This is a genomic window from Priestia aryabhattai B8W22 (genome assembly GCF_000956595.1).
GTDB classification, from domain to species: Bacteria; Bacillota; Bacilli; order Bacillales; family Bacillaceae_H; genus Priestia; species Priestia aryabhattai.
The window spans coordinates 53076-77111 of record NZ_JYOO01000013.1; the positions used below are offsets into that span (position 1 = coordinate 53076).

Annotated in this window: 26 protein-coding genes and 1 riboswitch; of the genes, 7 read left to right on the forward strand and 19 right to left on the reverse strand. The window is 38.9% G+C overall.

Translation table 11 applies throughout. The annotated features are described in order from the left end of the window. Positions 1 to 94: 94 nt before the first annotated feature. Positions 95 to 820, forward strand: coding sequence for a 2,3-diphosphoglycerate-dependent phosphoglycerate mutase (gene gpmA, locus N178_RS12030; RefSeq protein ID WP_045292426.1), 726 nt, complete (start codon positions 95 to 97; stop codon positions 818 to 820). A 31-nt stretch (positions 821 to 851) separates the two neighbouring features. Here the strand turns inward: gpmA and thiD are convergent, their stop codons facing one another. The 9 genes from thiD to N178_RS12075 all read right to left on the reverse strand — a co-directional run bounded on the left by thiD (position 852) and on the right by N178_RS12075 (position 6859). Beyond that, positions 852 to 1661 (reverse strand): bifunctional hydroxymethylpyrimidine kinase/phosphomethylpyrimidine kinase, encoded by an 810-nt coding sequence (thiD, locus tag N178_RS12035; protein ID WP_045292427.1) that lies wholly within the window; start codon positions 1659 to 1661, stop codon positions 852 to 854. Between the two features lie 22 nt (positions 1662 to 1683). After that, a complete protein-coding gene (locus tag N178_RS12040; protein WP_045292428.1) occupies positions 1684 to 2703 on the reverse strand; it encodes a thiazole biosynthesis adenylyltransferase ThiF in 1020 nt (339 codons plus the stop codon). Then, positions 2700 to 3467: a thiazole synthase gene (locus N178_RS12045; RefSeq protein ID WP_045292429.1), complete on the reverse strand. Its 768-nt coding sequence runs from the start codon at positions 3465 to 3467 to the stop codon at positions 2700 to 2702. Before N178_RS12045 ends, N178_RS12040 begins: the two co-directional genes overlap by 4 nt. A 5-nt stretch (positions 3468 to 3472) precedes the next feature. After that, complete coding sequence (gene thiS / locus N178_RS12050) at positions 3473 to 3676, reverse strand: sulfur carrier protein ThiS (RefSeq protein WP_045292431.1); 204 nt, start codon at positions 3674 to 3676, stop codon at positions 3473 to 3475. Beyond that, positions 3673 to 4800 carry a glycine oxidase ThiO gene (gene thiO, locus N178_RS12055; RefSeq protein ID WP_045292434.1) on the reverse strand — a complete coding sequence of 376 codons (1128 nt, stop codon included), beginning with the start codon at positions 4798 to 4800 and terminating at the stop codon, positions 3673 to 3675. The genes thiS and thiO overlap by 4 nt, the downstream gene beginning before the upstream one ends. Further along, on the reverse strand, positions 4784 to 5407 hold the full coding sequence (locus N178_RS12060) for a thiamine phosphate synthase (protein WP_045292504.1): 624 nt from the start codon (positions 5405 to 5407) through the stop codon (positions 4784 to 4786). The genes thiO and N178_RS12060 overlap by 17 nt, the downstream gene beginning before the upstream one ends. Before the next feature lie 122 nt (positions 5408 to 5529). Further along, positions 5530 to 5631, reverse strand: a riboswitch (TPP riboswitch). Positions 5632 to 5789: 158 nt separating this feature from the next. Further along, positions 5790 to 6005 carry a hypothetical protein gene (locus N178_RS12065; protein ID WP_013055279.1) on the reverse strand — a complete coding sequence of 72 codons (216 nt, stop codon included), beginning with the start codon at positions 6003 to 6005 and terminating at the stop codon, positions 5790 to 5792. 47 nt (positions 6006 to 6052) lie between these two features. Beyond that, positions 6053 to 6442: a fluoride efflux transporter CrcB gene (gene crcB, locus N178_RS12070; protein ID WP_045292437.1), complete on the reverse strand. Its 390-nt coding sequence runs from the start codon at positions 6440 to 6442 to the stop codon at positions 6053 to 6055. Beyond that, positions 6443 to 6859 carry a fluoride efflux transporter FluC gene (locus N178_RS12075; RefSeq protein ID WP_237758457.1) on the reverse strand — a complete coding sequence of 139 codons (417 nt, stop codon included), beginning with the start codon at positions 6857 to 6859 and terminating at the stop codon, positions 6443 to 6445. A gap of 323 nt (positions 6860 to 7182) precedes the next feature. Between N178_RS12075 and N178_RS12080 the strand changes: the two genes are divergently transcribed. From N178_RS12080 to N178_RS12090, 3 genes are read left to right on the forward strand one after another with little or no spacing between them, the layout of a single operon-like run. Next, positions 7183 to 8004, forward strand: a complete 822-nt coding sequence (locus tag N178_RS12080; RefSeq protein ID WP_013081647.1) for an amino acid ABC transporter substrate-binding protein — start codon at positions 7183 to 7185, stop codon at positions 8002 to 8004. Next, entirely contained in the window at positions 7988 to 8692 is a 705-nt protein-coding gene (locus N178_RS12085) for an amino acid ABC transporter permease (RefSeq protein WP_013055275.1), read from the forward strand. The genes N178_RS12080 and N178_RS12085 overlap by 17 nt, the downstream gene beginning before the upstream one ends. 30 nt (positions 8693 to 8722) lie before the next feature. Continuing rightward, positions 8723 to 9457 carry an amino acid ABC transporter ATP-binding protein gene (locus N178_RS12090; protein WP_045292439.1) on the forward strand — a complete coding sequence of 245 codons (735 nt, stop codon included), beginning with the start codon at positions 8723 to 8725 and terminating at the stop codon, positions 9455 to 9457. A gap of 34 nt (positions 9458 to 9491) precedes the next feature. Here the strand turns inward: N178_RS12090 and N178_RS12095 are convergent, their stop codons facing one another. Further along, positions 9492 to 10436, reverse strand: a complete 945-nt coding sequence (locus tag N178_RS12095; RefSeq protein WP_045292441.1) for a nucleoside hydrolase — start codon at positions 10434 to 10436, stop codon at positions 9492 to 9494. Positions 10437 to 10615: 179 nt separating this feature from the next. Here N178_RS12095 and N178_RS12100 point away from each other — a divergent pair, with 179 nt between their 5' ends. Continuing rightward, positions 10616 to 11611, forward strand: a complete 996-nt coding sequence (locus N178_RS12100) for an NADPH:quinone oxidoreductase family protein (RefSeq protein ID WP_045292443.1) — start codon at positions 10616 to 10618, stop codon at positions 11609 to 11611. Between the two features lie 51 nt (positions 11612 to 11662). Here N178_RS12100 and N178_RS12105 read toward each other — a convergent pair whose 3' ends face one another. The 3 genes from N178_RS12105 to N178_RS12115 form a co-directional block, all read right to left on the reverse strand. Further along, positions 11663 to 12094 (reverse strand): Rrf2 family transcriptional regulator, encoded by a 432-nt coding sequence (locus N178_RS12105; protein ID WP_045292445.1) that lies wholly within the window; start codon positions 12092 to 12094, stop codon positions 11663 to 11665. 66 nt (positions 12095 to 12160) lie between these two features. Further along, a complete protein-coding gene (locus N178_RS12110; RefSeq protein ID WP_045292446.1) occupies positions 12161 to 12490 on the reverse strand; it encodes an antibiotic biosynthesis monooxygenase family protein in 330 nt (109 codons plus the stop codon). Positions 12491 to 12613: 123 nt separating this feature from the next. Continuing rightward, on the reverse strand, positions 12614 to 14023 hold the full coding sequence (locus N178_RS12115) for a SpoVR family protein (protein WP_045292448.1): 1410 nt from the start codon (positions 14021 to 14023) through the stop codon (positions 12614 to 12616). Between the two features lie 321 nt (positions 14024 to 14344). On the opposite strand from N178_RS12115, the gene N178_RS12120 reads away from it, so the two are divergent. Further along, positions 14345 to 14596, forward strand: coding sequence for a YhdB family protein (locus N178_RS12120; protein WP_013055267.1), 252 nt, complete (start codon positions 14345 to 14347; stop codon positions 14594 to 14596). 211 nt (positions 14597 to 14807) lie between these two features. Beyond that, on the forward strand, positions 14808 to 15416 hold the full coding sequence (locus tag N178_RS12125; RefSeq protein ID WP_045292449.1) for a biotin transporter BioY: 609 nt from the start codon (positions 14808 to 14810) through the stop codon (positions 15414 to 15416). Between the two features lie 34 nt (positions 15417 to 15450). Here N178_RS12125 and N178_RS12130 read toward each other — a convergent pair whose 3' ends face one another. From N178_RS12130 to N178_RS12155, 6 genes are all read right to left on the reverse strand, one after another. Continuing rightward, a complete protein-coding gene (locus N178_RS12130) occupies positions 15451 to 17205 on the reverse strand; it encodes a phospho-sugar mutase (protein WP_045292450.1) in 1755 nt (584 codons plus the stop codon). A 165-nt stretch (positions 17206 to 17370) separates the two neighbouring features. Then, on the reverse strand, positions 17371 to 19050 hold the full coding sequence (locus N178_RS12135) for a glycerol-3-phosphate dehydrogenase/oxidase (RefSeq protein ID WP_016762944.1): 1680 nt from the start codon (positions 19048 to 19050) through the stop codon (positions 17371 to 17373). Positions 19051 to 19236: 186 nt separating this feature from the next. Beyond that, the gene (gene glpK / locus N178_RS12140) at positions 19237 to 20727 is read right to left on the reverse strand and encodes a glycerol kinase GlpK (RefSeq protein WP_045292451.1); all 1491 of its coding nucleotides are present in this window, start codon (positions 20725 to 20727) and stop codon (positions 19237 to 19239) included. 67 nt (positions 20728 to 20794) lie between these two features. Then, complete coding sequence (locus tag N178_RS12145; protein ID WP_045292452.1) at positions 20795 to 21622, reverse strand: MIP/aquaporin family protein; 828 nt, start codon at positions 21620 to 21622, stop codon at positions 20795 to 20797. A 178-nt stretch (positions 21623 to 21800) separates the two neighbouring features. Beyond that, complete coding sequence (locus N178_RS12150) at positions 21801 to 22355, reverse strand: glycerol-3-phosphate responsive antiterminator (protein WP_013081633.1); 555 nt, start codon at positions 22353 to 22355, stop codon at positions 21801 to 21803. A gap of 113 nt (positions 22356 to 22468) precedes the next feature. Beyond that, on the reverse strand, positions 22469 to 24007 hold the full coding sequence (locus N178_RS12155) for a carbon-nitrogen hydrolase family protein (RefSeq protein WP_013055260.1): 1539 nt from the start codon (positions 24005 to 24007) through the stop codon (positions 22469 to 22471). Positions 24008 to 24036 lie beyond the last annotated feature (29 nt).

Sequence of the window (24036 nt, forward strand, 5' to 3'; positions counted from 1 at the left end):
AAAAACTCCTTTCCCCGGCTTTAGGATAAAAAACTCTTTCCTTCTCATAATAAAAAAGAATAGAGTCCTTAGTCACTGTTGAAAGGAGAATATGATGATAAAACTTGTATTGATTCGGCATGGACAAAGCGTATGGAACCTGGAAAATAAATTTACAGGCTGGACGGATGTAGACCTTTCTAAAAATGGATTACAAGAAGCGCGAGAAGCCGGAAAAGTGCTAAAGAAAAACGAATATGCTTTTGATATCGCCTATACTTCTGTTTTAAAACGATCCATTCGTACTCTATGGATTATCTTACACCAAATGGACTTTATGTGGATTCCTGTATATAAATCTTGGAGACTGAACGAACGTCACTACGGAGCTCTTCAAGGCTTGAACAAAGAAGAAACCGCAAAAAAATTTGGAGAAGAGCAGGTACATTTGTGGAGAAGATCTATGGACGAACGCCCTCCTGCTTTAGAGACAACAGATATTCGCTATGAAGCTTCCAACCCGAAGTATAAGGAATTAGCTAAGGGACAATTTCCTGTAACGGAAAACTTAGCCGATACAGAAAAGCGGGTTCTAGAATATTGGAACGAAACTATTGCTCCTTCTATTAAAGCTGGCAAAAAGGTTATTATTTCCGCTCACGGTAATACGATTAGAGCTCTGATGCAGTATTTGGATAACATTTCACCTGATGGCATTGCGAACTTGAATATTCCCACAAGCGTGCCGCTTGTTTATGAGCTTGATGATAATTTAAAGCCCCTTAGACATTATTATTTAGGCATCGATGGAGAGATTCCGACACATATTCCTTCTTCATAAAAAACGTGCCTAGATTGTAGGCACGTTTTTTTTATATATTTGAACGAAAGTATTTTCCATACGCCCAATGATTAGTAGGACCATGTCCGGAACCAATTTCAAGCGTATGCTTAATCGCATAGTGAACAAAATCCGAAGCGGTTTGAACTGCTTCAACTACGCTTTTGCCTTTCGCTAGTTCAGCCGTGACGCAAGCAGCAAACGTGCATCCCGTTCCGTGTGTATGCTTTGTGGTCATCTTTTCATGCTTGATTTCAACGTACGTATGGCCATCATACACTAGATCAATCATATCTTGATGAGATTGATCATGTCCGCCTTTAATTACCACGTACTTTACACCTAGCTCATGCATCTGTTTTGCCGCTTCTTTTCTGTCTTCAATCGTGTGAATTTCTTTACCCGTGATGACTTCCGCCTCCGGTATGTTCGGCGTAATCACTTCACAAAGAGGCAATAATTCTTTTAGAGCCTGTACAGCTTCTCTTTGAAGAAGAGACTGACCGCCTTTTGCAATCATAACGGGATCAACTACAACATTTTGCAGTCCGTACTGTTTGATTTTACGAGCCACTGCGTAAATAATATCAGCACTGAACAACATACCTGTCTTCACTGCATTAGGAAATAAGTCAGTCGCAATTGAATCTAACTGCGTTTCAACTGCTTCTACTTCTAAAGGATAAACTCCTTGAACCCCAACTGTATTTTGTGCAGTCACAGCTGTAATAACAGACATGCCAAAAACGTCACGCTCTTGAAATGTTTTTAAATCTGCTTGAATGCCTGCTCCTCCACCGCTGTCTGATCCAGCAATGGTTAATGCTTTTGGTACTGTCATGCTTGAAACCTCCATCTCTTTCTTACCCAATATACCGATGATAAAGTGACTTTGCTTCTACTATATCGTTTGTTCCATGGACAAAGACGCGCCCGTCTTGAAACATCACTAAACGGTAATCATCTACATAAAAAGAAAGCAGATACGGATTTTGTTCAATTTTATATCCTTTTTCTTTTAATCGTTCACCTAAAGACTGCAGCGGCTGCTTGGCTGATTTACCCGGACGGATTTGTACCGTGTTTCTGCCGCATAGCACAGCTGTTTTCGTTTGATTTTCATATTGTAAAAAGGGATACGTTTGTTCACTGCCGCATGAGCGGCAAGCGGATTTGCGAAACACGTTCACATTAATGCTCGTATACTCATTTTTCCATAAGTCAAACGAAACAAGTTCCCTCCTGAGTGCATTCCAGTCTCCAACTAATATTTTTAACACTTCTGTTACTTGATGAGCGACTACCATTTGTACAGCAGGACTAATAATCCCCACTGTATCACATGTTAACCCTCCAAGCGGTACAGATTCAAGCAAACAGGATAAACACGGTGTTTCACTTGGTATGATAGTATAACTAATTCCGTAACTTCCTACACATGCTCCGTAAATCCAAGGAATATCATATTTTTGTGATAAATCATTCATTACAAGGCGTGTGTCAAAATTATCGGTTGCATCAATCATAACATCTACCCCCTCAACAAGCTGTTCTAAAACTTGAGGGGTACCGTCTGCTACGTGGGCTTCTACTTTTACATCATGATTAATATCGTGAAGCCTTTTTTTAGCGGCAATTGCTTTTGGGATTCTTTTATCAGCATCTTTTTCACTATACAATTGCTGCCGCTGAAGGTTACTCCACTCTACATAGTCCCGGTCAATGAGCGTTATTTTCTTTACTCCCGCTCGCGCAAGGGCCTCGGCGTTCCCTGTTCCAAGAGCACCTGCTCCTACAATGAGAACATGCTTTTCTTGAATTTGCTGCTGTCCGCCTTTTCCAATAGGTTGAAACAATTCTTGGCGGGAATAACGATTAATCAACCGATACTCATCCCTTCTGTTGGACTGCTTGCCGTTGCATATTGTTTCTTTTCAATACGTCCTGCTTCAAATGCTGCTCGTCCTGCTTCAATCGCTAGCTTCATAGCACGAGCCATTTTCACAGGATCTTTTGCTCCTGAAACAGCTGTATTTAATAACACCCCATCTGCTCCTAGCTCCATAGCCTGAGCTGCGTCTGAAGCCGTTCCAATACCTGCATCTACAATTACTGGAACAGTTGATTGTTCAATGATAAAACGCATGTTCAACGGATTAATAATACCTTGACCTGAACCGATAGGCGAAGCTCCTGGCATAATGGCATGTACGCCTAACTCTTCCAAACGGCGCGCAAGTAAAACATCGTCTGATGTGTAAGGTAAAACGGTAAAGCCCTCTTTTAACAGTTCTTCACTAGCTTTTAATGTTTCAACTGGATCAGGAAGCAGCGTTTTATTACATCCAATTACCTCCACTTTTACCATGTCACAAAGTCCAGAAGCCTTTGCTAATTTAGCAATACGTACGGCCTCTTCTGCATTTTTTGCTCCAGCAGTGTTAGGCAAAAGAGTGAAACGCTTCACATCAAGTGCTTCTAATAAATTAGGCTGATTTTGATCAAAAATATCCATTCGTCTAACAGCAAATGTTAAAATTTCTGTTTCCGACTCTTCTACCGCTTGACGCTGAGTCGTAAAGTCCGGAAATTTCCCTGTTCCTAATAATAAACGTGAATTAAATGTATATTGTCCAATTTTTAACATACTCTTCATCCTCCTCCAACAAATGAAACAACTTCTAATGTATCTCCATCTTTTAAACATGCATCGCTATGTTCTTCTTTTTGCAAAATGTTCTTGTTTAATTCAACAATTACAACTCGCTCATGCAGACTCTGAGCCTGCAGCAAGTGCTCGACCGTTTCAATTTCATTTCCGACAGTGACGGTCTTACCATTAATAATTAGATTCAATGAACTCCCTCCATTGCTCTTGTTAGCTGAAATGATGTAAAAAATGAATGATTCGGCTTTTTCCCTAACAAAGCATCAGCCATAATTTTTCCAGTTGCAGCACTTAATAAAATACCGTTTCGGTAGTGGCCAAAAGCCATGTGTAGATTCGCTATTTCAGGGTGCTCTCCTAAATAAGGCCAGCCATCATTTGTTTGTGGACGAAGACCTGCCCATGCTTTTTCAAATGTAGCTTCTTTAATGGCCGGCAGAAGCGCAGAAGCTTTATTCAGCAAAAATTGAATACCTTGTGCAGAAACGGTCTTAGTAAAATCATGCTGCAGCTTAGTTGCCCCGATTACGATTCTTCCACCAGTCTTAGGAACTAAGTAAAAACCTTCATCTAAAAAAATCGTTTTAGAAAGCAGGGGCTTATGACTTTGCAGAGCAATACACTCTCCTTTTACAGGAAACACCTCACCTAAATGTTCAGAAGAAATAAAGCGTTTAGCCCATGAGCCAGCTGCGATAACTACTTTTTCTCCATAAAAAGAGCCTTTGGACGTCTGTACACCTTTTACTGTTTCATTTTCCATAATAAGAGAATGAACGTCACAGTATTCGAATACATCTGCTCCGTGATACAAGGCTCCATGAGCAAGAGCTTGCGTTAACTTAGCCGGAGCCAGCTGACCGTCTCCCGGTATTGTAATGGCTCCGTATATGTCTGGAGAGAGCCCGGGTTCTAACAAACGCGCTTCTTTTACATCAATCCATCTTACATCTTTGTCCCACCGGTGGTGCTGAGCGGCTTTTTTCTTTAATACGTGTGCATCTTCTTCTGTTACAGCGACTTTTAATAAGCCTTTTTGAATGAGCTCTACGTCGATAGCCGTTTTTTCTTTTAGTTCCTTCACCAGTTCAGGAAACATGCTTCTGCTCTTAATAGCAAGGTCTAAAAGAGGACCTTCTTCATCAATTTCAGCTTGAGCACCTAAAATACCAGCGGCTGCACTTGAAGCTTCACAACCAATTTGATTGCGTTCAAGAATAGCTACTGACGCTCCTTGTTTTGACAAATGATAAGCGATAGAAGAGCTGATTATACCTCCTCCGATTAACAGTACATCATAATGCTGCTTCATTTTCTCCACCTCCAGATGTCCATATATGAGAATATTGTTTAATCGCTTTGAGGGGATCTTGCGCAAGCATGACACCAGACATCACAGCTATACCGTGTGCTCCTGTTTGAAGTACCTCTTTGGCATTTACAGGAGTAATTCCTCCAATGGCAATAACCGGTATCCGCACAGCGTCTACTACTTCTTTTAGTGCTGCTATCCCTCGACTCTTTAATCCTTTTTTTGAATGTGTTGAATAAATATGTCCGTATAGAATGTAGTGAGCACCATCTTTTTCAGCTTCTAAAGCCTCTTCCACAGAGTGAACTGACTTTCCAACAATAAGAGAAGGAAATGCGTCTATAACAAACGAAACGTCTAAACTATGATAGGCAAGCTGTACGCCTTTTGCTTTTAAAGCATGCGCTACATCAACTCGGTCATTCACAATAATTTTAGAGCGACAAAATGGCAGGCTTTCTAGTAAACATTGAATCTGCTTTGCCGTTTTCTCTTTTTCTCTAATATGAATGGCACCCGCAAAAGGCGCGATAGCCGTTAAAGTTTTTTGAAGCTCTTCGATTGGCTGCTTATCTGTTGTAATGACATGAAATTTAGGAATATCCACATGATCGAAACCTTTCCATTCAGAATAAAGAGAAATTTCAATCACTTCATCTTGTGCAGAGGGCTTTATTACATACAAAAAACCACTCTACAACGTAGAGTGGTTAGCATGTATTCGTTATGTAAACATGATCGCCACTTCCCTACGCTGGTCCAAACCAGATCAGGTTCAAAGGGTCCGAAATACATTCGTCTCAGCTTCAAAAAGCTCCCCTAGTGATTGCTATTTATTGATTTTGTTTTTGCACTTAAAATTATAACACAACTAGATGTAAATACAATATCTCTTTATGCTCTTACGGCTCTCTTCCTTTTATAGATGTATCTTTTAAGCTTCTTTACTAAGAGACCCGGCGCACCGCATTATTCTGCTTTTTATATGGTTAGTAATCGGTATAGTCGTCAAATTCTTCTTTGTCTTTTTCCTTTTTCCGATCCCATATAAACAGCAGGAGTAACATAATAAAAGTTAGAATATAAAAACCGTAAAAAATAAATGCCGCCACAACATTTATAAATAAAAATAAAAAACCGATGATCTGACCTGCAACAGCTACAATCAACAAAATGTATTTCCAAACTTCTGCTTTTCTATCCATTCTCTACTTCTCCGTCTTTTTGTTTTTCCCTACTAGAAACGTTCTCTTTACTTAAATAAAAACGTTCCTGCCAGTAAACCGACTGCAAATAAACCAACTGTTCCAAATGCTGAAATCCCCACGTACGCCAACATTTTCCGATAAGATTTTTCTCGAATTAACTGTACGGTTTCCACACTAAACGTTGAAAAAGTGGTAAAGGCACCAAAAAAACCAATGCCAATCATTAAAAATATTGAATCATCATAAGCATGACTCGGAACCTTTCCATAATAACTACCATAAAAAAGACCAAGCCCAAACGCACCGAGCAAGTTTACAAACAGCATTGATACTGGAAAAGGAGGGTTTGAAACTGTTTTTGTAACTTTTAAACCCAAAAGATAACGGCATATTCCTCCAGCTGCCCCGCCAAGTGCCAAGCTCACTATGCTCATTTACTTCACCTCATGTACTTTCACTAAATTTTCCCCTGCCGCTTCACCGCATAGATAGCCTGCTAAAGCAAGAAGTATTCCACCTACTAAAGAGACAATGACATAAATGGCTCCCCAAAATAAATGGTGCTGAGTGAGAGAAATGACGTCTCCTGCAAACGTTGAATACGTTGTAAAACCGCCGCACACGCCAACTCCTAGTCCAAGCTTTATCCATTCTTTTGGCTTTTTCCACGCAAAAAATCCTGTTAATAGGCCTAGTATGAAGCTTCCTAATAGGTTTTCAATTACCGTTCCTATTGGATAGCCCGTATATAATAAGGAAAGATTCAGCAAATAACGTGCATATGTACCAGCGATAGCACCAAAGGCAATTGAGATTAAGTTTATGGCTTTCATCATATCGCTCCGTTTCATAAATTCTTCTTTAAGTGTACCATAAGGAATTTATTTCTACCTTAACATTTAACTATATGTTTATTGCACCAAAAGTCATGAAAAAATGAAAGAGAAAATCGTCGCATGAAACTTCCTTTTTACTCCTCAAATCTCCCTTAAAAATCCACTTAATCCAAATTTTAAAACCTTTCTGTATCCTTATGACAAACCGTGTATAGAAGGTATATTTCCCTTATTTTAAGTCACATTAATCGTATAAGTTTTTTTTGTTGACTTTTGCTGTGTTCTTGTTTAGTATCACAGAGTATCATTTCCTATCAGAATACTAGGGGGTTTAGAAAATGAAGAAATTTGCTGCACTTTTGTCGCTACTATTAGCTTTCACAGTTGTGCTTGCCGCATGCGGTTCTAGCTCAAAAAATGAAGCAAACAATGGAGACAATAAATCTTCACAAGAGGATTTATATAATAAAGTGAAAAAAGATGGCGTATTAACAATTGGAACTGAAGGTACATACCCTCCGTTCACTTTTCATGATGACAAACAAAAGCTAACTGGGTTTGATGTAGAATTGGCTCAAGAAGTAGCTAAACGTCTTGGCGTAAAAGCTGAGTTCAAAGAAACACAGTGGGATGGCATGTTTGCCGGATTAGATGCTAAACGCTTTGACATGATTGCTAATGAAGTGGGTATTCGTGAAGATCGTCAAAAGAAATACGATTTCTCTGACCCATACATCCAGTCAGGCGCCGTATTAATTGTTCGTAAAGATGAAAAAGATATCAAATCATTTAAAGATTTAAAAGGAAAAAAATCAGCGCAGTCATTAACAAGTAACTACAAAGACATGGCTCAATCTTATGGTGCAAACATTACGAGTGCTGAAGGTTTTGCTCAAGCAGTAGAACTAATGAGCGCAAACCGTGTTGATGCTACAATCAACGATAAATTATCGTTCCTTGACTATAAGAAAAAGCACCCTAACGCACCTATCAAAATCGCGGATGAAAAATCCGATGGTGCTGCAAGCGGCTTTATGTTTAGAAAAGACAGCGGTAAGTTAGTGGATGAAGTAAACAAAGCATTGAAAGATATGAAAAAAGACGGAACATACGCAAAAATTTCTAAGAAATGGTTTGGCGAAGATGTTTCTCCTAAATAATATTTTTCCTGATGGAGAGCGATTGAATCAATTGATTTCAATCGCTCAATCATCTCTCTTACCAATGCTAAAGGGAGCTATTCAATATTCTATTCCACTAACATTAATCACGTTTGTACTCGGTATCATTTTAGCTGTCTTAACAGCCTTGGCCCGTTTATCATCTATAAAAGTTTTAAATATAATTGCGCGCATCTATGTATCGATTATTCGAGGTACACCGCTGCTTGTGCAATTATTTATTATTTTCTACGGCTTACCCAATTTAGATATAACAATTGACCCATTTATCTCTGCTATTATTGGATTTTCATTAAGTGTAGGTGCGTATGCATCTGAAATTATCCGAGCAGCGATTCAATCTATTCCTAAAGGACAGTGGGAAGCTGGCTACTCACTTGGTATGACCTATTCCCAAGCGTTAAGACGGATTATTTTACCGCAAGCAGCACGTGTATCGATTCCGCCATTATCTAACTCTTTTATTAGCCTTATTAAAGATACGTCACTTGCATCGCTTATTCTGGTTTCTGAGATGTTCCGTAAAGCTCAAGAAATTGCTTCGACTAACTATGAGTTTTTACTTCTTTATAGTGAAGCAGCGCTCTTGTACTGGATTATGTGCACAATCTTATCCATTATCCAAGGACGCATTGAAATAAGACTAGATCGTTACGTATCTAAATAACCGTTTCGAGTAGCTAAAGGAGTTTTTCATATGATTAATATCAAAAATTTGCATAAATCATTCGGTGATTTGCAAGTATTAAAAGGGATTGATTTAGAAGTTGAACAGGGCAAGGTAATTGTATTAATTGGTCCTTCTGGATCGGGTAAAACTACTTTTTTACGTTGCTTAAATCTATTAGAAATCCCAACAGACGGTACAATTGAACTTGATAAAAAAAGCATGAATTTCACCAAACCTGTTCGTAAAAAAGACATTACTTCATTTCGAAGCCTAACAGGTATGGTTTTTCAAAACTATAACTTGTTTCCTCATAAAAGTGCGCTTGAAAATGTTATGGAAGGTCCTGTAATTGTAAAAGGCATTTCTACTCAAGAAGCAGAAAAAAGAGGGAAAGAATTATTAACACGAGTTGGCTTAGGAGATAAGCTTGACTTTTATCCTTTCCAACTATCAGGCGGACAACAACAGCGTGTTGGCATCGCTCGAGCAATGGCGATGGACCCAAAAGTTATGCTGTTTGATGAGCCTACTTCAGCTCTTGATCCTGAGCTTGTAGGAGACGTTCTCCAAGCGATGAAAGACCTGGCGAAAGAAGGAATGACGATGGTGGTGGTAACTCACGAAATGCGCTTTGCCCGCGAAGTAGCAGATGAAGTTATTTTTATGGATCAAGGTGTCATCATGGAAAGAGGTACACCGGATCAAATATTTTCAAATCCTCAACAAGAGCGGACACGTCAATTCTTGAATATGATTCATTAAAAAGGTTGCACACTTTCATGTGCAACCTTTTTCTTTATTTAGCTACTGCTTTTTTCATTAAATCTGTAATGTACGTAAAGAATGCTTCAGCTGTGACATCATATACGACATCTACAGGTCGTCCTTCTTCAGAAATTTCCGTTCTTCCTTGGCTTGGTGTTTCTGTATGCACAATACTCGAAACGGTTTTCACCTTCACAAGTGTTGAATTCCCTGTAAACGCTGTTGTGAGTACATCCCACAAATAATATGTTGAATTGGTTTCAACGTGCACAAGCGGCGGGCAAGCCGCGTAGCACTGCCCTACAAAGTCTACTCCTTCGTACTTTCTAAGTGAAGCCCACATTTGGCGAATAGCCGGCGTTAATGGAACTTGATTTGTGCTTTCTAAAGCAACCATCTCAATTTTAATGCTGCTTTCCCATACTTTTGCTACTGCTTCTGGATCCCAAAAAGCATTCCACTCAGCCGTTCCATCATGTTCAGGCTCCTGCACATTTCCTACTTCTTGAAATGTACCTCCCATCCACACTAACTTATCAATTTTCTCTTCTATTTCCGGCGCTTTTTCAAGTGCTCTTGCTAAATCAGTTAGCGGTCCTGTAAATAATAAAGTCGTTTTTCCGGCTGTGTGCTGCAATGTTTCAATTAAATGATCATGAGCAGGCAGCTGACTTATTTTTGTTTGCACTTCCCCTTTTTCATTTAAAATCGGCAGTGCATCTACATAGAACGTATGCATGCGCCATTCTTTTGGAAATGGATTCATACCGCGTGAAGTAGATTTGGCTACCTCGACATCATAACTTCCAAAACGATCAATAATTTTTTGGCTTGCGCTGATACCTGGCTCTAAGTATCCGTCAGCAGGAATAACAGATACCCCCGTTACCTTTACATCGTCCATTTGCAGCAGTAAAAAAAGGGATACTAAATCATCAATCCCTGCATCATGGTTAAAATATATGTTTGTGCTCATTTCTCTTCTCCTCTTTTCTATGTATTGCTACCTAATAGCTATACCGCTATTTTATAATGAAATGGCCTCTTTCGTAATCAAAGTATTAGGAACTTCTTTTACTATTTTCTATAATGGGTATAGAAATAAGGTAATCTATGTATAGATATATACATCTCAGTATAGAAAGGAGAAATAAAATGGGGCAATCATTTTCAGCATTAATGGTAGATAAAACAGGTGAAGAACAAGTGGAGGCTTCTGTCCAAGAACTGACGCTAAACGATTTGCCAGAAGGCGATGTACTCATTCGCGTGCATTATTCAGGGGTGAATTATAAAGATAGCTTAGCCAGCATCGCAAACGGCAATATTGTGACAAGCTATCCTTTTGTTCCAGGGATTGACCTAGCAGGAGTCGTTGTATCTTCTGACAGCCCTGATTTTAAAGAAGGTGATCGTGTCATCGCAACAAGCTATGACATTGGCGTATCGCACTTTGGAGGCTACAGTGAGTATGCGCGCGTACGCAGCGAATGGGTTGTGCCTCTTCCTGAAAATTTAACGTTAAAAGAAGCAATGATTATCGGAACAGCTGGCTTTACAGCTGCTTTATCTGTGCATCGCTTAGAGGAAAACCATACTAGTCCATCTAATGGCTCTGTGCTTGTAACAGGTGCTACGGGAGGTGTAGGAAGCTTTGCGGTTGCCATTCTTTCAAAATTAGGCTACACAGTGGAAGCAAGTACGGGAAAAAGCTCGGAAGCAGCTTATTTGAAAGATCTTGACGCTTCCTCTATTTTAACGCGTGAAGACGTTTATAACGGCAAATTAAAAGCATTAGGCAAGCAAAAATGGGCCGCTGCGGTGGATCCTGTGGGCGGAGAGCCTCTAGCTTCTGTTCTCAGTCAAATTCAGTACGGAGGCTCTGTAGCGGTCAGCGGGCTAACAGCTGGAGGCAAAGTGCCAACAACCGTCTTTCCCTTCATTTTAAGAGGGATTAATTTACTCGGCATCGATTCCGTTTACTGTCCAATGCCTGCTCGAAAAGAGATTTGGAATAGACTGGCTAATGACTTTAAGCCTGAAAGCTTTGAACCTTTCATTCAGAAAGAAATTTCTTTACAAGATCTCCCTGAGGTTCTTCCTACTTTATTAAAAGGACAAGCTCGAGGACGAACAATTGTGAAGCTATAAAAAAACGGAGAAACCTGGGTTTCTCCGTTTTTTACGAACAGAAGCATATTGTCATGCATCTATTTTTGCTATTAAATCCGTCACTAATTCTTTCATGGTCACATCAGCTAAGACTTGTTCCATGGCATCTTGAGAACGTTTTAAAATCAATTCAAGGACACTTTGAATATTGGCTCCTACAGGACACCCCACATTCGGGTTTTCATGCATTTGAAACAATTCTCCTTCTTCCACTGCCGCCACCGCTCGATAAACGTCTAACAACGTTATCTCTTCTAAATCTTTCAATAGATAAGCTCCGCCAGCTCCGGCTTTTACGCCCACAAGTCCAGCTTTCTTTAACATCCCAATTACCCGTCTTATAACAACAGGATTTGTATTTACACTGCTAGCAATCCACTCTGAAGTACTAGGATGACTGCTATCTACTTTAATTAAAGACAGTATGTGAACGGCCACGGTGAATCGACTGCTAATTTTCATTGCTCTCACTCCTAATTTGTTGTAATCATTATAGTTACAACATTTATGAAAGTCAAGCGTGCTTTTTTAGGAAAGAATGTCTTCTTCTACCGCCTCATAAAAACGCAGCGTTTTCTTGATTTCCATAGCTTCAGGAAATGCTTTCGTTTTCTTTTTATTCGCTTCTTTATGTTCGTTCACATGTTCTTCTCTTGAGATCCATGCTTGAAAGAACTGCTTGTCTTCCCACTTGGATACAAAGACATATTCAACTTTATCTGCGGAATCTTTTTTCCAGCATTCAAACGATAAATTTCCTTTTGCTGCCTCAATTTCTGTTTTGTTTTTCTTAGCTTTTTGCCTGAGCTGTTCTTCAAATTTCTTTTTTGTTTCAAAACTTGCGTTTACAACAAACATCTTATCTTCCTTTCTAAATGAAAGTAATTCTCATTCGATTATTGCATAGTAATTTTATTTTTTCAATTTATATGGATAAGTTACAGAAGCACAAAAAGACCGCTGTTTAAGCGGTCTTCTTTTTTACAAATGTTTTCTATGCACTGTTTTTCCATCATACGTAAAGGCGATTGGCTTTCCTTCCATTACCGTTTCTAAGTGAACGGGTCGGCCCCAAAGCTGATGAACGTACGGTACCACTTTTTCTAAGTATTTGACATCTAATTCGATTCCTTCATACCAGTGTTTTAAATAGAGCTCTCCATTTTTTAAATAGTCTCCATTGGTTACTGTGATGTAAGGAAATCCTCCGTTTACGCGCATATTAACAAGCTGATCTCTAACTTCTGTCCACTCTTTATCGACGATTTTATAGTCTTTGCCTTGTTTTTGGAATAAGTACATATCCTCCCGCATGACTAAATCTTTTGTTAAGTAATTGCGGATAAAGGAAATATCTGATTCAACCTCACGTACCTCAAACATCTTCTCTCTTCCTGACCCAGGCTCCACGCCCCGGCGAATCATATCTTCTGTTGGATTGTCGTAGCGTTCTTCAATGTCTTCAAAGATTTTTAATCCTAAATAATATGGATTGATTCCCGTCTTAGACGGCTGCACAACCCCTGCATTTAGCTTGGCAAATTCTATCGCTTCATCACTCGTTAAGTCCATTTCTCGAATAATGCGCTGATGCCAGAAAGAAGCCCAGCCTTCATTCATAATTTTTGTTTCAAGCTGCGGCCAGAAATAAAGCATTTCTTCTCGCATCATCGTTAAAATATCCCGCTGCCAATCCTCTAAATAAGGGCTGTATTCTTCAATAAATAATAAGATATCTTTTTCAGGCTGAGGCGGAAATTTTTTAAAAGACTTTGGAGGTTTTGGTTTTTTCTTTTCTTTATAATCCAAATTCCATAAATCATCATAAGGAGAAATGATTTCTTCTTCTGATGATTCTACATCATCTATGCTCCAAGAAAGCTTGGCACGCATAAGAGACGGATCAATATGTTCCTGAACCGATAAGACAGCATCCAAAAACTTTTCTACTTCACGCTTACCGTGCTTTACTTCGTATTCTTTAATTCGATCAGCGGTCGCTGCCATACTTTCTACCATATCCCGTTTAGTGTTGGCAAAACGGCTGTTATTTTTAAAGAAGTCACAGTGGGCTAACACGTGAGCTACAATTAATTTATTCTGAATAAGCGCATTGGAATCCAATAAAAATGCATAACAAGGATCTGAATTGATAACTAATTCATAAATTTTACTCAATCCAAGATCATAGTGTAATTTCATTTTGTAAAATTGTTTTCCAAAGCTCCAATGTGAAAAACGAGTTGGCATCCCATATGCACCAAACGTATAAATAATATCTGCCGGGCAAATTTCATAGCGCATCGGATAAAAATCTAAACCGAAACCGCTAGCTATTTCCGTAATTTCATCAATCGCACGGTATAATTGCTTATAATCTGCTTCTTTCACGACAGCTCCCCCTTTCACTCCTTACTTCAATCTATGTACAAACATGTCAATTCATGTGTTTTCATCAAAAAGAAGCTTTATTTTTTCAAGAAAAGGGGATTTTTATTTAGTTGTCTTAAATAATGGATGTAATATAACTGTTACGCTGTATTATTCTTTGCTCTTCTTATCATTTATCCGGTGCTGTACGTTTATTCTTCTTACATAATGACTACAACCTCTTTTAATTATGCACTGGTCTTTTGCCCAACATTTACAGCGTAAGAATTCCCGCAAATATCATACACTAATTTCAACTCCTCAAAAGGAGGAACGTTATTAATGGATGTAATTGATTATGATCGAGCTTTATATTATACACACCGTTCACAATGGGATAACTTATTAATTTTAATGGTTCGAACAGACGACGATTTTCTTTCAAAAAAAATTGAACATTTTTTGCACGCCTACAATTTTGAACGAAACTACCGCATCATTCAAGAAGAGCTCTATTCTTTACTACGCTACATTGATCATGCAACGGAATATTCGGAGCACAACCCGGAGCTTCTGGAAGAATCATTGTACTAGTATTTTTGATACACACACTTGGACAAAGAAGGGATGAATTCCCTTCTTTATTTTTTTATGTTGCACTAAAAATATGCATACTTTATTTCAAAAAACATCAAATAACAATATGTAAACACATTTATTTTTATCGTTGACATAAAAACGAATTCGACGTACAATCTTCAGTACATACGCTAAGATATTTCAGTACATACTGGGAGGAACATATATGAGTACTAAAAGGTTTCGCACATTAGATTTAACATTAGCCGGTATGTTTGCAGCTCTTATGGCTATTGGTGCAAACATTACTTCTTGGGCACCTTTTTTACAAGTAGGCGGCGTGCCTCTTTCACTTCAGCCTTTTTTTGTTATATTAGCAGGACTTTTACTGGGGAGCCGAATGGGTTCTATTTCGATGATTGTATATGTATTAATTGGCGTTGCCGGCGCTCCGGTATTTGCTCAATTTAAAGCAGGAATCGGTATTTTATTTGGAAGCACCGGCGGCTTTTTGCTTTCTTATATTGTCGCTGCATTTATCACAGGAAAAATTATGGAAATGCGCGGCAAGCCGACTTTTTCTATCTTTTTAATTTCATCGCTAGTTGGTATTGCAGTTATTTATTTAATTGGTACTACGTATATGTATGTAGCGGTTAATTATTGGCTTGAAGCTCCTGCAATGACATATGCAGCGGCTTGGAAGATTATGTCGTGGTTTGCGGTAAAGGATCTTATTTTCACTGTTCTTGGGGCTATGCTTGCTCCGCGAATTTATAAAGCCCTACGATCTTCTTCGTATTTGTCAAATACGCAATCAAATAAAGTATCATAAAAGAAGCCTGCTCAAGTTTGAGCAGGCTTTATTTTTATACCGTTTTCACTTTATCTAGTACACGCTCCACTTCACCCATTACAGCTGTTTGTACAGCTTCTAAATGGGCAATGCTCGTTGCTTCATCTTCTGACACGACGCCAAAATAGAACTTCACCTTTGGCTCTGTACCAGACGGACGAAGGCAGAACCAAGAACCGTCTTCTAAGATATATTTTAATACATTTGATTTTGGTAATGTAATCTCTTCTACTTTTCCTGCTTTAATATGCTGGCGCTCACTTAATGTATAATCCTCTACAACCGAAACATTTAATCCTGCAATGTCAGTAGGAGGCTCATTTCTAAATGTAGCCAAAATATGCTGAATTTGCTCAGATCCTTCTTTTCCTTTAAGCGTTAAAGATTTCAGACCTTCACGATAGAAACCATATTTAGTAAACACTTGCTGAAGCGCTTCATACAGAGTCATGCCCTGCTTTTTATAATAAGCACAAGCTTCTACTGCTAGAATGGCTGCTTGTACAGCGTCTTTGTCACGTGCAAAGTCACCAATTAAATAGCCGTAGCTTTCTTCATAACCAAATTGGAATGTATACTCGCCCGTTTGCTCATATTGCTTAATTTTTTCACCGATAAATTTAAAACCTGTTAGAGTGTCAACAACTTGCAATCCAAATGAACGAGCAATTTGTGCGCCGATTTCTGACGTTACAATCGTTTTTAACACAACGCCATTAGCAGGCAGCACGCCTTTTTCTTTCTTTTGAGAAAGCAAATAGTGAAGCAATAAAGCACCCGTTTGGTTTCCTGTTAATAACGCATATTCGCCGCTTGGATCTTTGACAGCAATTCCTAAACGGTCTGCATCTGGATCCGTTGCGATTAAGATATCTGCATCAATTTCTTTTCCTTTACGAACAGCATATTCAAATGCAGCCGGCTCTTCAGGATTCGGAGATTTAACCGTCGAGAAATTCGGATCAGGAAGTTCTTGTTCTTCAATAACCGTGACATTTTCGTAACCGATGGATTGAAGCGCGTTGCGAACTGGCTTATTAGCTGTACCATGTAGAGGTGTAAAAACTACCTTTAAGTCTTTACCTGTTTCAGAAGCTAGCTCTGGGTTAATTAAAATCGTTTTTAGTTTCTCATTGTATGCTTCGTCAATCGCTGAACCAATCATTTCAATAAGACCTTTTTCTTTTAGCTCCGCTTCAGATTGAACAGCTAATGTAAGTTCATTTTCCACAGCATTTACAAAGCCAACTAGTTCATCAGCTTCTTTTGGCGGCAGCTGACCACCGTCTGGACCATATACTTTGTATCCATTATATTCAGGAGGATTGTGGCTCGCTGTAATAACAATACCTCCAAATGCGTTTAACTCACGCACTGCAAATGAAAGTTCAGGTGTTGGTCTTAGCTCTTCAAATACATACGTTTTAATTCCGTGACTTGCTAATGTTTTTGCTGCTTCCATCGCAAATTCAGGCGATTTGTGGCGAGAATCATACGCAATGACTACGCCTTGCTTGATAGCTTCTTCGCCAGCTTGTTTAATGTACTCAGCAAAGCCTTCGGAAGCTTTTCGGATTGTATACGTATTCATACGGTTTGTACCCGCTCCAATTTCCCCGCGCATTCCGCCTGTTCCAAATTCCAATGTTTTGTAAAAACTATCTTCTAATTGTTTTTCATCACCTTTGATCGCATCCAAATTTTGACGTAATTCAGGATCTAAATTTGGATGATTAATCCAAGATGTATACGTTTCTTTCCAACTCATAAAAAAAAGCCCCCTTATATAAATGTAAATATGTATGAAAAGAGAAAAACGAGTAATCGTCTTTCTCTTTTTTTAACAGTCATATTATATTTCTTCGTCAAAATTTGACTTCCTGCTATTATATTATGGCTGCATTGACAAATTTTGAGGTACTTTTTTATTTTATCATGAAATACCTGTCATACGGTTAACTTTTTCATCTACTGGTACAACTGCATCATGAAGGTGCTGTTCTAATTCATCCGTATAAGCTTTTGTTTGCTCAGGCGTCCACTTTAACTCTTCGGCCATATGAGCAATCACTTGTTTTTTCCAGCTTCTTACCCAGTTGATATCAAAGAATAAAGCGCCCGTACGTCGAATGAAGAAGTCCACTGGTTTTGAAACCATTTCTTCTTCTATGCCATATTGAATTTGCAAAAATACACTAGCTGGAAGGTCGCTGTTTTTTAGCTGATCCGGACGTTCAATCATATAGCGGTATACTTTATCTACGTTTGAGCCATAGCGTTTCACAAGCTTTTCAGCAGCGTCACGTGATAACCCTAGTTTGATGCCTTCTTTGACTTTTTGCTCTACAAACGTCGGGAACCCTCCTGAACCTCCCACATTACCTCCAGAAATCGGTAAATGTTTAGTTTGACAGCTTTCAAATTCGCGTCCTTCTGCTTTAAAATCTTCAGCTACGCGATTTACGACAATTTCAGCCATTTTACGATACCCAGTTAATTTCCCTCCAGCGATTGTGATTAAACCTGATTCTGATGTCCAGATTTCATCTTTACGCGAAATTTCAGAAGGATCTTTTCCTTGTTCGTGAATAAGTGGACGAACACCCGCCCAGCTTGATTCTACGTCGTCTACTGTAATATCAACCGTTGGGAACATATAGTTAATCGCATCGATAACATATTGACGGTCTTTTACAGTCATACGCGGATGTCTAGCGTCTTCTTTATAGACCGTGTCTGTTGTGCCTACGTATGTTTTTCCATCACGCGGAATCGCAAATACCATACGTCCATCAGGTGTATCAAAGTAAATGGCTTGTTTTAACGGAAAGCGCTCTTGATCAATAACTAAGTGAATTCCTTTTGTTAATTGAAGCTGCTTGCCTTTTTTTGAATTATCTTTTTCACGCAGCGTGTCCACCCATGGACCTGCAGCGTTGACGATTTTTTTTGCATAGATATTATATTCTTTATTCGTAAGCTGATCACGAACAACAGCCCCTACTACTTTTCCTTTATCGTAGATGAAGTTTTCCACTTTTGTGTAATTGACTAAGTCTGCTCCTCTTGCGGCAGCTTCTTTAGCTACTTCAATCGTTAAACGTGCATCATCTGTTTTATATTCAACATAGTAACCGCCGCCTTTTAAATCTTTAGATTTCACCAATGGCTCGCGGCTAAGCGTTTCTTCTGCGCTAAACATTTTGCGGCGCTCTGAGCGTTTTACACCAGCTAAGAAATCATAAACGCGCAGTCCAATTGAAGTTGAGAATTTACCGAATGTTCCACCCGTATGGAAAGGTAACAGCATCCACTCCGGAGTCGTTACATGAGGGCCGTTTTCATATACGATGGCACGTTCTTTACCAACTTCGGCTACCATTTTAACTTCAAACTGTTTTAAATAGCGTAGACCGCCGTGAACAAGCTTTGTTGAACGACTAGATGTTCCTGCTGCGAAATCCTGCATTTCAACTAATGCTGTTTTCATGCCTCGATGAGTCGCATCAAGTGCAATACCTGACCCAGTAATTCCCCCACCAATTACTAGTAAATCGTATTGATTTTGTGTCATGTCTACCAATTTATTCGAACGTGTTTGACTTGAAAACATACGTCATTCCCCTTTCATTTTTCAAAGATATCAAAATTTTCCAATATACAAAAAGAGAGACCACAAATCACATATATAGTATACCTACATATGGATCTGTGGTCTCTCCGATTCTCCAACCAATTTATTAACTTGAGTAAATTATATCATACATGCGCTTTTAATTAAAGGGTTTTCATCAAATAATTACTTAAAAGCCATTGTTGCATGTACAGCTTTTTTCCAGCCGCTATATAATTCTTCACGCTTTTCTTCTTCCATATTTGGTTCGAAAGATTTTTCCATATTCCACTGCTTCGCAATTTCATCGCAATCTTTCCAGTATCCGACCGCTAGACCTGCTAAATATGCTGCCCCAAGAGCCGTTGTTTCATTCACTTGAGGACGCTCAACCGGAACGTCTAACACATCACTTTGGAACTGCATTAAGAAATTATTCTTAACTGCTCCTCCGTCTACACGCAATGTTTTTAATGTAATTCCAGAGTCCGCTTCCATTGCGCTTAATACATCTCTTGTTTGATAAGCTAGTGATTCAAGCGTTGCACGGATAAAGTGTTCTTTTTTTGTACCGCGAGTCAATCCAAACATCGCCCCCCGTACATCGCTATCCCAATAAGGTGTTCCAAGTCCTACGAAAGCTGGCACAATATATACGCCGTCTGTAGATTCTACTCGCGTTGCATAGTTTTCAGTTTCAGCCGCATTTTTAAACATTCTTAAACCGTCGCGAAGCCACTGAATAGCAGATCCTGCTACAAAAATACTGCCTTCAAGCGCATATTCTACTTTGCCGTTAATCCCCCATGCTAATGTAGTTAACAAACCGTGATCGGACTTAACTGCTTTTTCACCCGTATTCATGAGCATGAAGCAACCTGTTCCATACGTGTTCTTCGCCATTCCTTTTTCATAGCACGCTTGTCCAAATAAAGCGGCTTGCTGATCTCCTGCTGCTCCCGCAATTGGAATACTCTGACCGAAGAAGTGATAATCTACTGTATGAGCGTATACTTCAGAAGAAGGCTTTACTTCTGGAAGCATGGATCTCGGTACTCCTAAAATATCTAGCAGTTCATCATCCCATTTTAAATCATAGATATTGAACATAAGCGTACGAGATGCGTTTGAGTAATCCGTTACATGCGCTTTTCCGCCTGATAGCTTCCAAATTAACCATGTATCGATTGTTCCGAATAACAATTCACCGTTTTCTGCTTTTTCTCGTGCACCTTCTACGTTATCTAAAATCCACTTTACTTTTGTTCCAGAGAAGTATGCATCAATTAATAATCCCGTTTTGTCGCGGAACGTATCGTTTAATCCTTTTGCTTTTAACTCTTCACAAATACCAGACGTTTGTCGAGACTGCCATACGATTGCATTGTATACTGGCTTTCCTGTTGCTTTTTCCCATACTACTGCTGTTTCACGCTGATTGGTAATTCCAATCCCTTCGATTTGATCAGCATGAACACCTGACTCAGATAGACAAGATGCGATAACTGCTAGGATAGAACCCCAAATTTCACTAGCATTATGCTCTACCCAACCTGGTTTTGGGAAGTACTGTGTAAACTCTTTTTGAGCTACATGTACAACTTCACCTTTTTTATTAAATAACATTGCTCGTGAGCTTGTTGTTCCTTGGTCTAAAGATAAAATAAATTTTTCCATATCAATATCCCCTATTCTCTGTATAGTGTCGTTTCTTTATTGTACATAGTTAGATGGTAAAGCGCATTCATTTTTTTGGTACTACTGCTGATTGAATTTGTGCTGCCTTTTGTTTAGAAACAGCGTAGATAACAGCTAAAACAATCACCGTAATGCTTAAAACAATCCATAAGCTGCTAGACATTTTATTTAAGAATGCCGCTTGATAAAATACTGCGCCAATTGATCCGCCTACTAAAGGACCCACTACTGGCACCCAAGCGTATTTCCAGTTCGAGCTGCCTTTGCCAGGTATCGGCAAGATAGCATGAGCAATACGAGGTCCTAAATCACGAGCAGGGTTGATGGCATAACCTGTTGTTCCTCCTAATGATAAACCAATACTTACGATTAAAAATCCTACTACTAAAGGATTTAATCCATCTGTAAATTTATTTGCTCCAATCGCTAAGATTCCTACCACTAATACAAACGTTCCAATTGCCTCACTTAAAACGTTTGCAAATGGGTTAGCAATTGCTGGTCCCGTTGCGAATACGCCTAATTTTGTACCAGCATCTTTTGTTTCTTTCCAGTGTGGAAGATAGTGTAAATAAACAACTGTTGCGCCAAGAATGGCTCCAATAAACTGAGCTAAGATGTACATCGGTACTTGTGACCACGGAAAATCACCTGTAATAGCAAGCGCTACAGTTAACGCTGGGTTTAAATGTGCCCCACTCATATTACCAACCGCATATGCTGCCATCGCTACTGCCATTCCCCATCCCATTGTAATAACGATCCATCCTGAATTAGCAGCAAACGATTTTTTTAAATTGACGCCCGCACATACACCAGCGCCAAGGATAATTAAAATCATTGTTCCAATTATTTCTCCTAAGAATGCTTGCATATAAATAACCTCCCCTTTGTATGAAAACAATTAAAATGATAAGAAAACAAGAAAATCCACAATACATCCCCCTAATAAAATCATTAAAAGGCTATACCGTGGATCTCCTATTCTCCCTCACATCTATTAACTTATCTAGAAGTTTACTAGATGATGAAAGCGTTGTCAAACAGTTTTTTTAAGTTGAAATACTCCACAATTCTCTATTTGATGTTGTAACAGCAGAAGCCCCGGCTCCCAAAGCATTACGAACTTCTTCTTCGGTTCGTATTAAACCTCCAGCTAACACTGGAATGCCTGTTTCAGCTTTGACTTCTTGGATTAAAGTGGGCACAATTCCAGGAAGAAGCTCAATATAATCGGGTTTTACTTTCTTCATTAACTCGTAGCTTTTCTTCAAAGCCGTACTGTCTAATAAAAAGACCCGTTGAATGGCATAGATCCCTCTTTGTTTAGCTTTTAAAATGACGTTTGTTCTTGTCGAAATAATCCCCGCAGGCTTAAACTCCTGACACAAAAAATCAACCGCATACTCATCGTGCTTTAAGCCATGAATTAAGTCTAAATGAATGATTAGCTTCTTTTCATGCTTATGAACCTCTCTCATAATTCCTTTTAGCATGCCCACTTGATTGTCTAAAAGAACTCCGTACTCGTAATTACTTGCTAAAAAATTTTCCAATTGCTTCATATCTCGAACAGCGGGTAATACCGATTGTCCATGAAAACTCATGTTTTCCCCTCTTTTCCATGGTTAATACACAAAATTCATTGTAATAGTTTTTATTATGGCAAAAGTTGAAATAAAAAACACCATGCATTTGCATGATGTTTTTAGAAAATACGTTATTTTTTATATTTAATATTGTAAACATCATGGCGTCGATCTTTTAATTGACGAACCGTTCCTGATTGGCGCTGGCGACGAAGAATTTCTAAATCTACATCTCCAATAACCACCATTTCAATATTAGGATTACATTCTCCTACAATGCCGTCTCGTGCAAATTCAAAGTCAGATGGTGCAAAAATAGCAGACTGAGCGTACTGAATATCCATGTTTTCTGTTTCAGGCAGGTTTCCAACTGTACCTGCGATAACCGTATAAATTTGGTTTTCAATCGCACGGGCCTGAGAGCAGTATCTTACGCGCAGATAGCCTTGGCGGTCTTCCGTACAGAATGGTGTAAAAATAATATTTGCACCTTTATCTGTAGCAATACGAGCAAGCTCCGGAAATTCAATGTCATAGCAAATTTGGATCGCAATTTTACCGCAATCTGTATCAAACACTTCAACTTTATCTCCTGGGCTAATTCCCCACCACTTTCTTTCATTAGGTGTAATGTGCACTTTGTACTGCTTTTCAATTGTTCCATCTCGGCGGAATAGATAGGCAATGTTGAAGATATCTCCATTATCTTCTTCGACGAAGTGAGATCCTCCAATAATATTTACGTTATATTTAACCGCTAAGTTAGTAAACAGCTCAATGTACTCTTCAGTATATTCTGCTACGCGCTGAACCGCTTTGCTTGGAATCTTTTCATTCAAGAAAGACATTAGCTGAGTTGTGAAAATTTCCGGGAATACGCAGAAGTCAGCTTTTGCATCATAAGCAACATCTGTATAATATTCTACCTGTGTTGCAAACTCTTCAAATGAATTGATCTGTTTCATCATATACTGAACAACACAAATACGCACTGGGAATGATGTTTTAAAATGGCGTTTTGAGCGGCGAACGTAATCTACGTTGTTCCATTCCATCAACGTTGCATACTTATTAGAAGCTAGGTCATCAGGAAGATAACCAGGGTTTATACGCATAAGCGTAAATCCGTTCATTAGCTGAAAAGATAGGACTGGATCATAAATTTTATGATGAATCACTTGCTCTACATACTCTCTAGGCGACATTTCAGCTGAATGCTTATGGTAATTAGGAATTCTTCCTCCGATGATGATACTTTTCAGGTTCAATTCACGTGCTAAATCTTTACGTGCTTCATATAAGCGGCGTCCTATTTTCATGCCGCGATACTTTGGATGAACCATTACTTCAATTCCATACAGATTGTAGCCTTCCGGGTTATGATTTGTAATGTATCCTTCGTCTGTAATATCGTCCCACGTATGCTGATCATCGTACTCATCAAAGTTCACAATCAAGCTTGAACAAGATCCGATAATTTCCCCGTCGTACTCTGCACATATTTGTCCTTCTGGAAAAATGGCCAGATGACTTTCAAGCTGTTCTTTTTTCCACGGATCCATTCCGGGGAATGATAGCTTTTGAAGTGCTAAAATTTCATCTATATCGTCCGGTTTGATGTTACGAATAATCATTTTTTTCTCGAATTTTGATAAATCTATTGTAGACATACGTTAAAACAACCCTTTCTCTCTCTTCA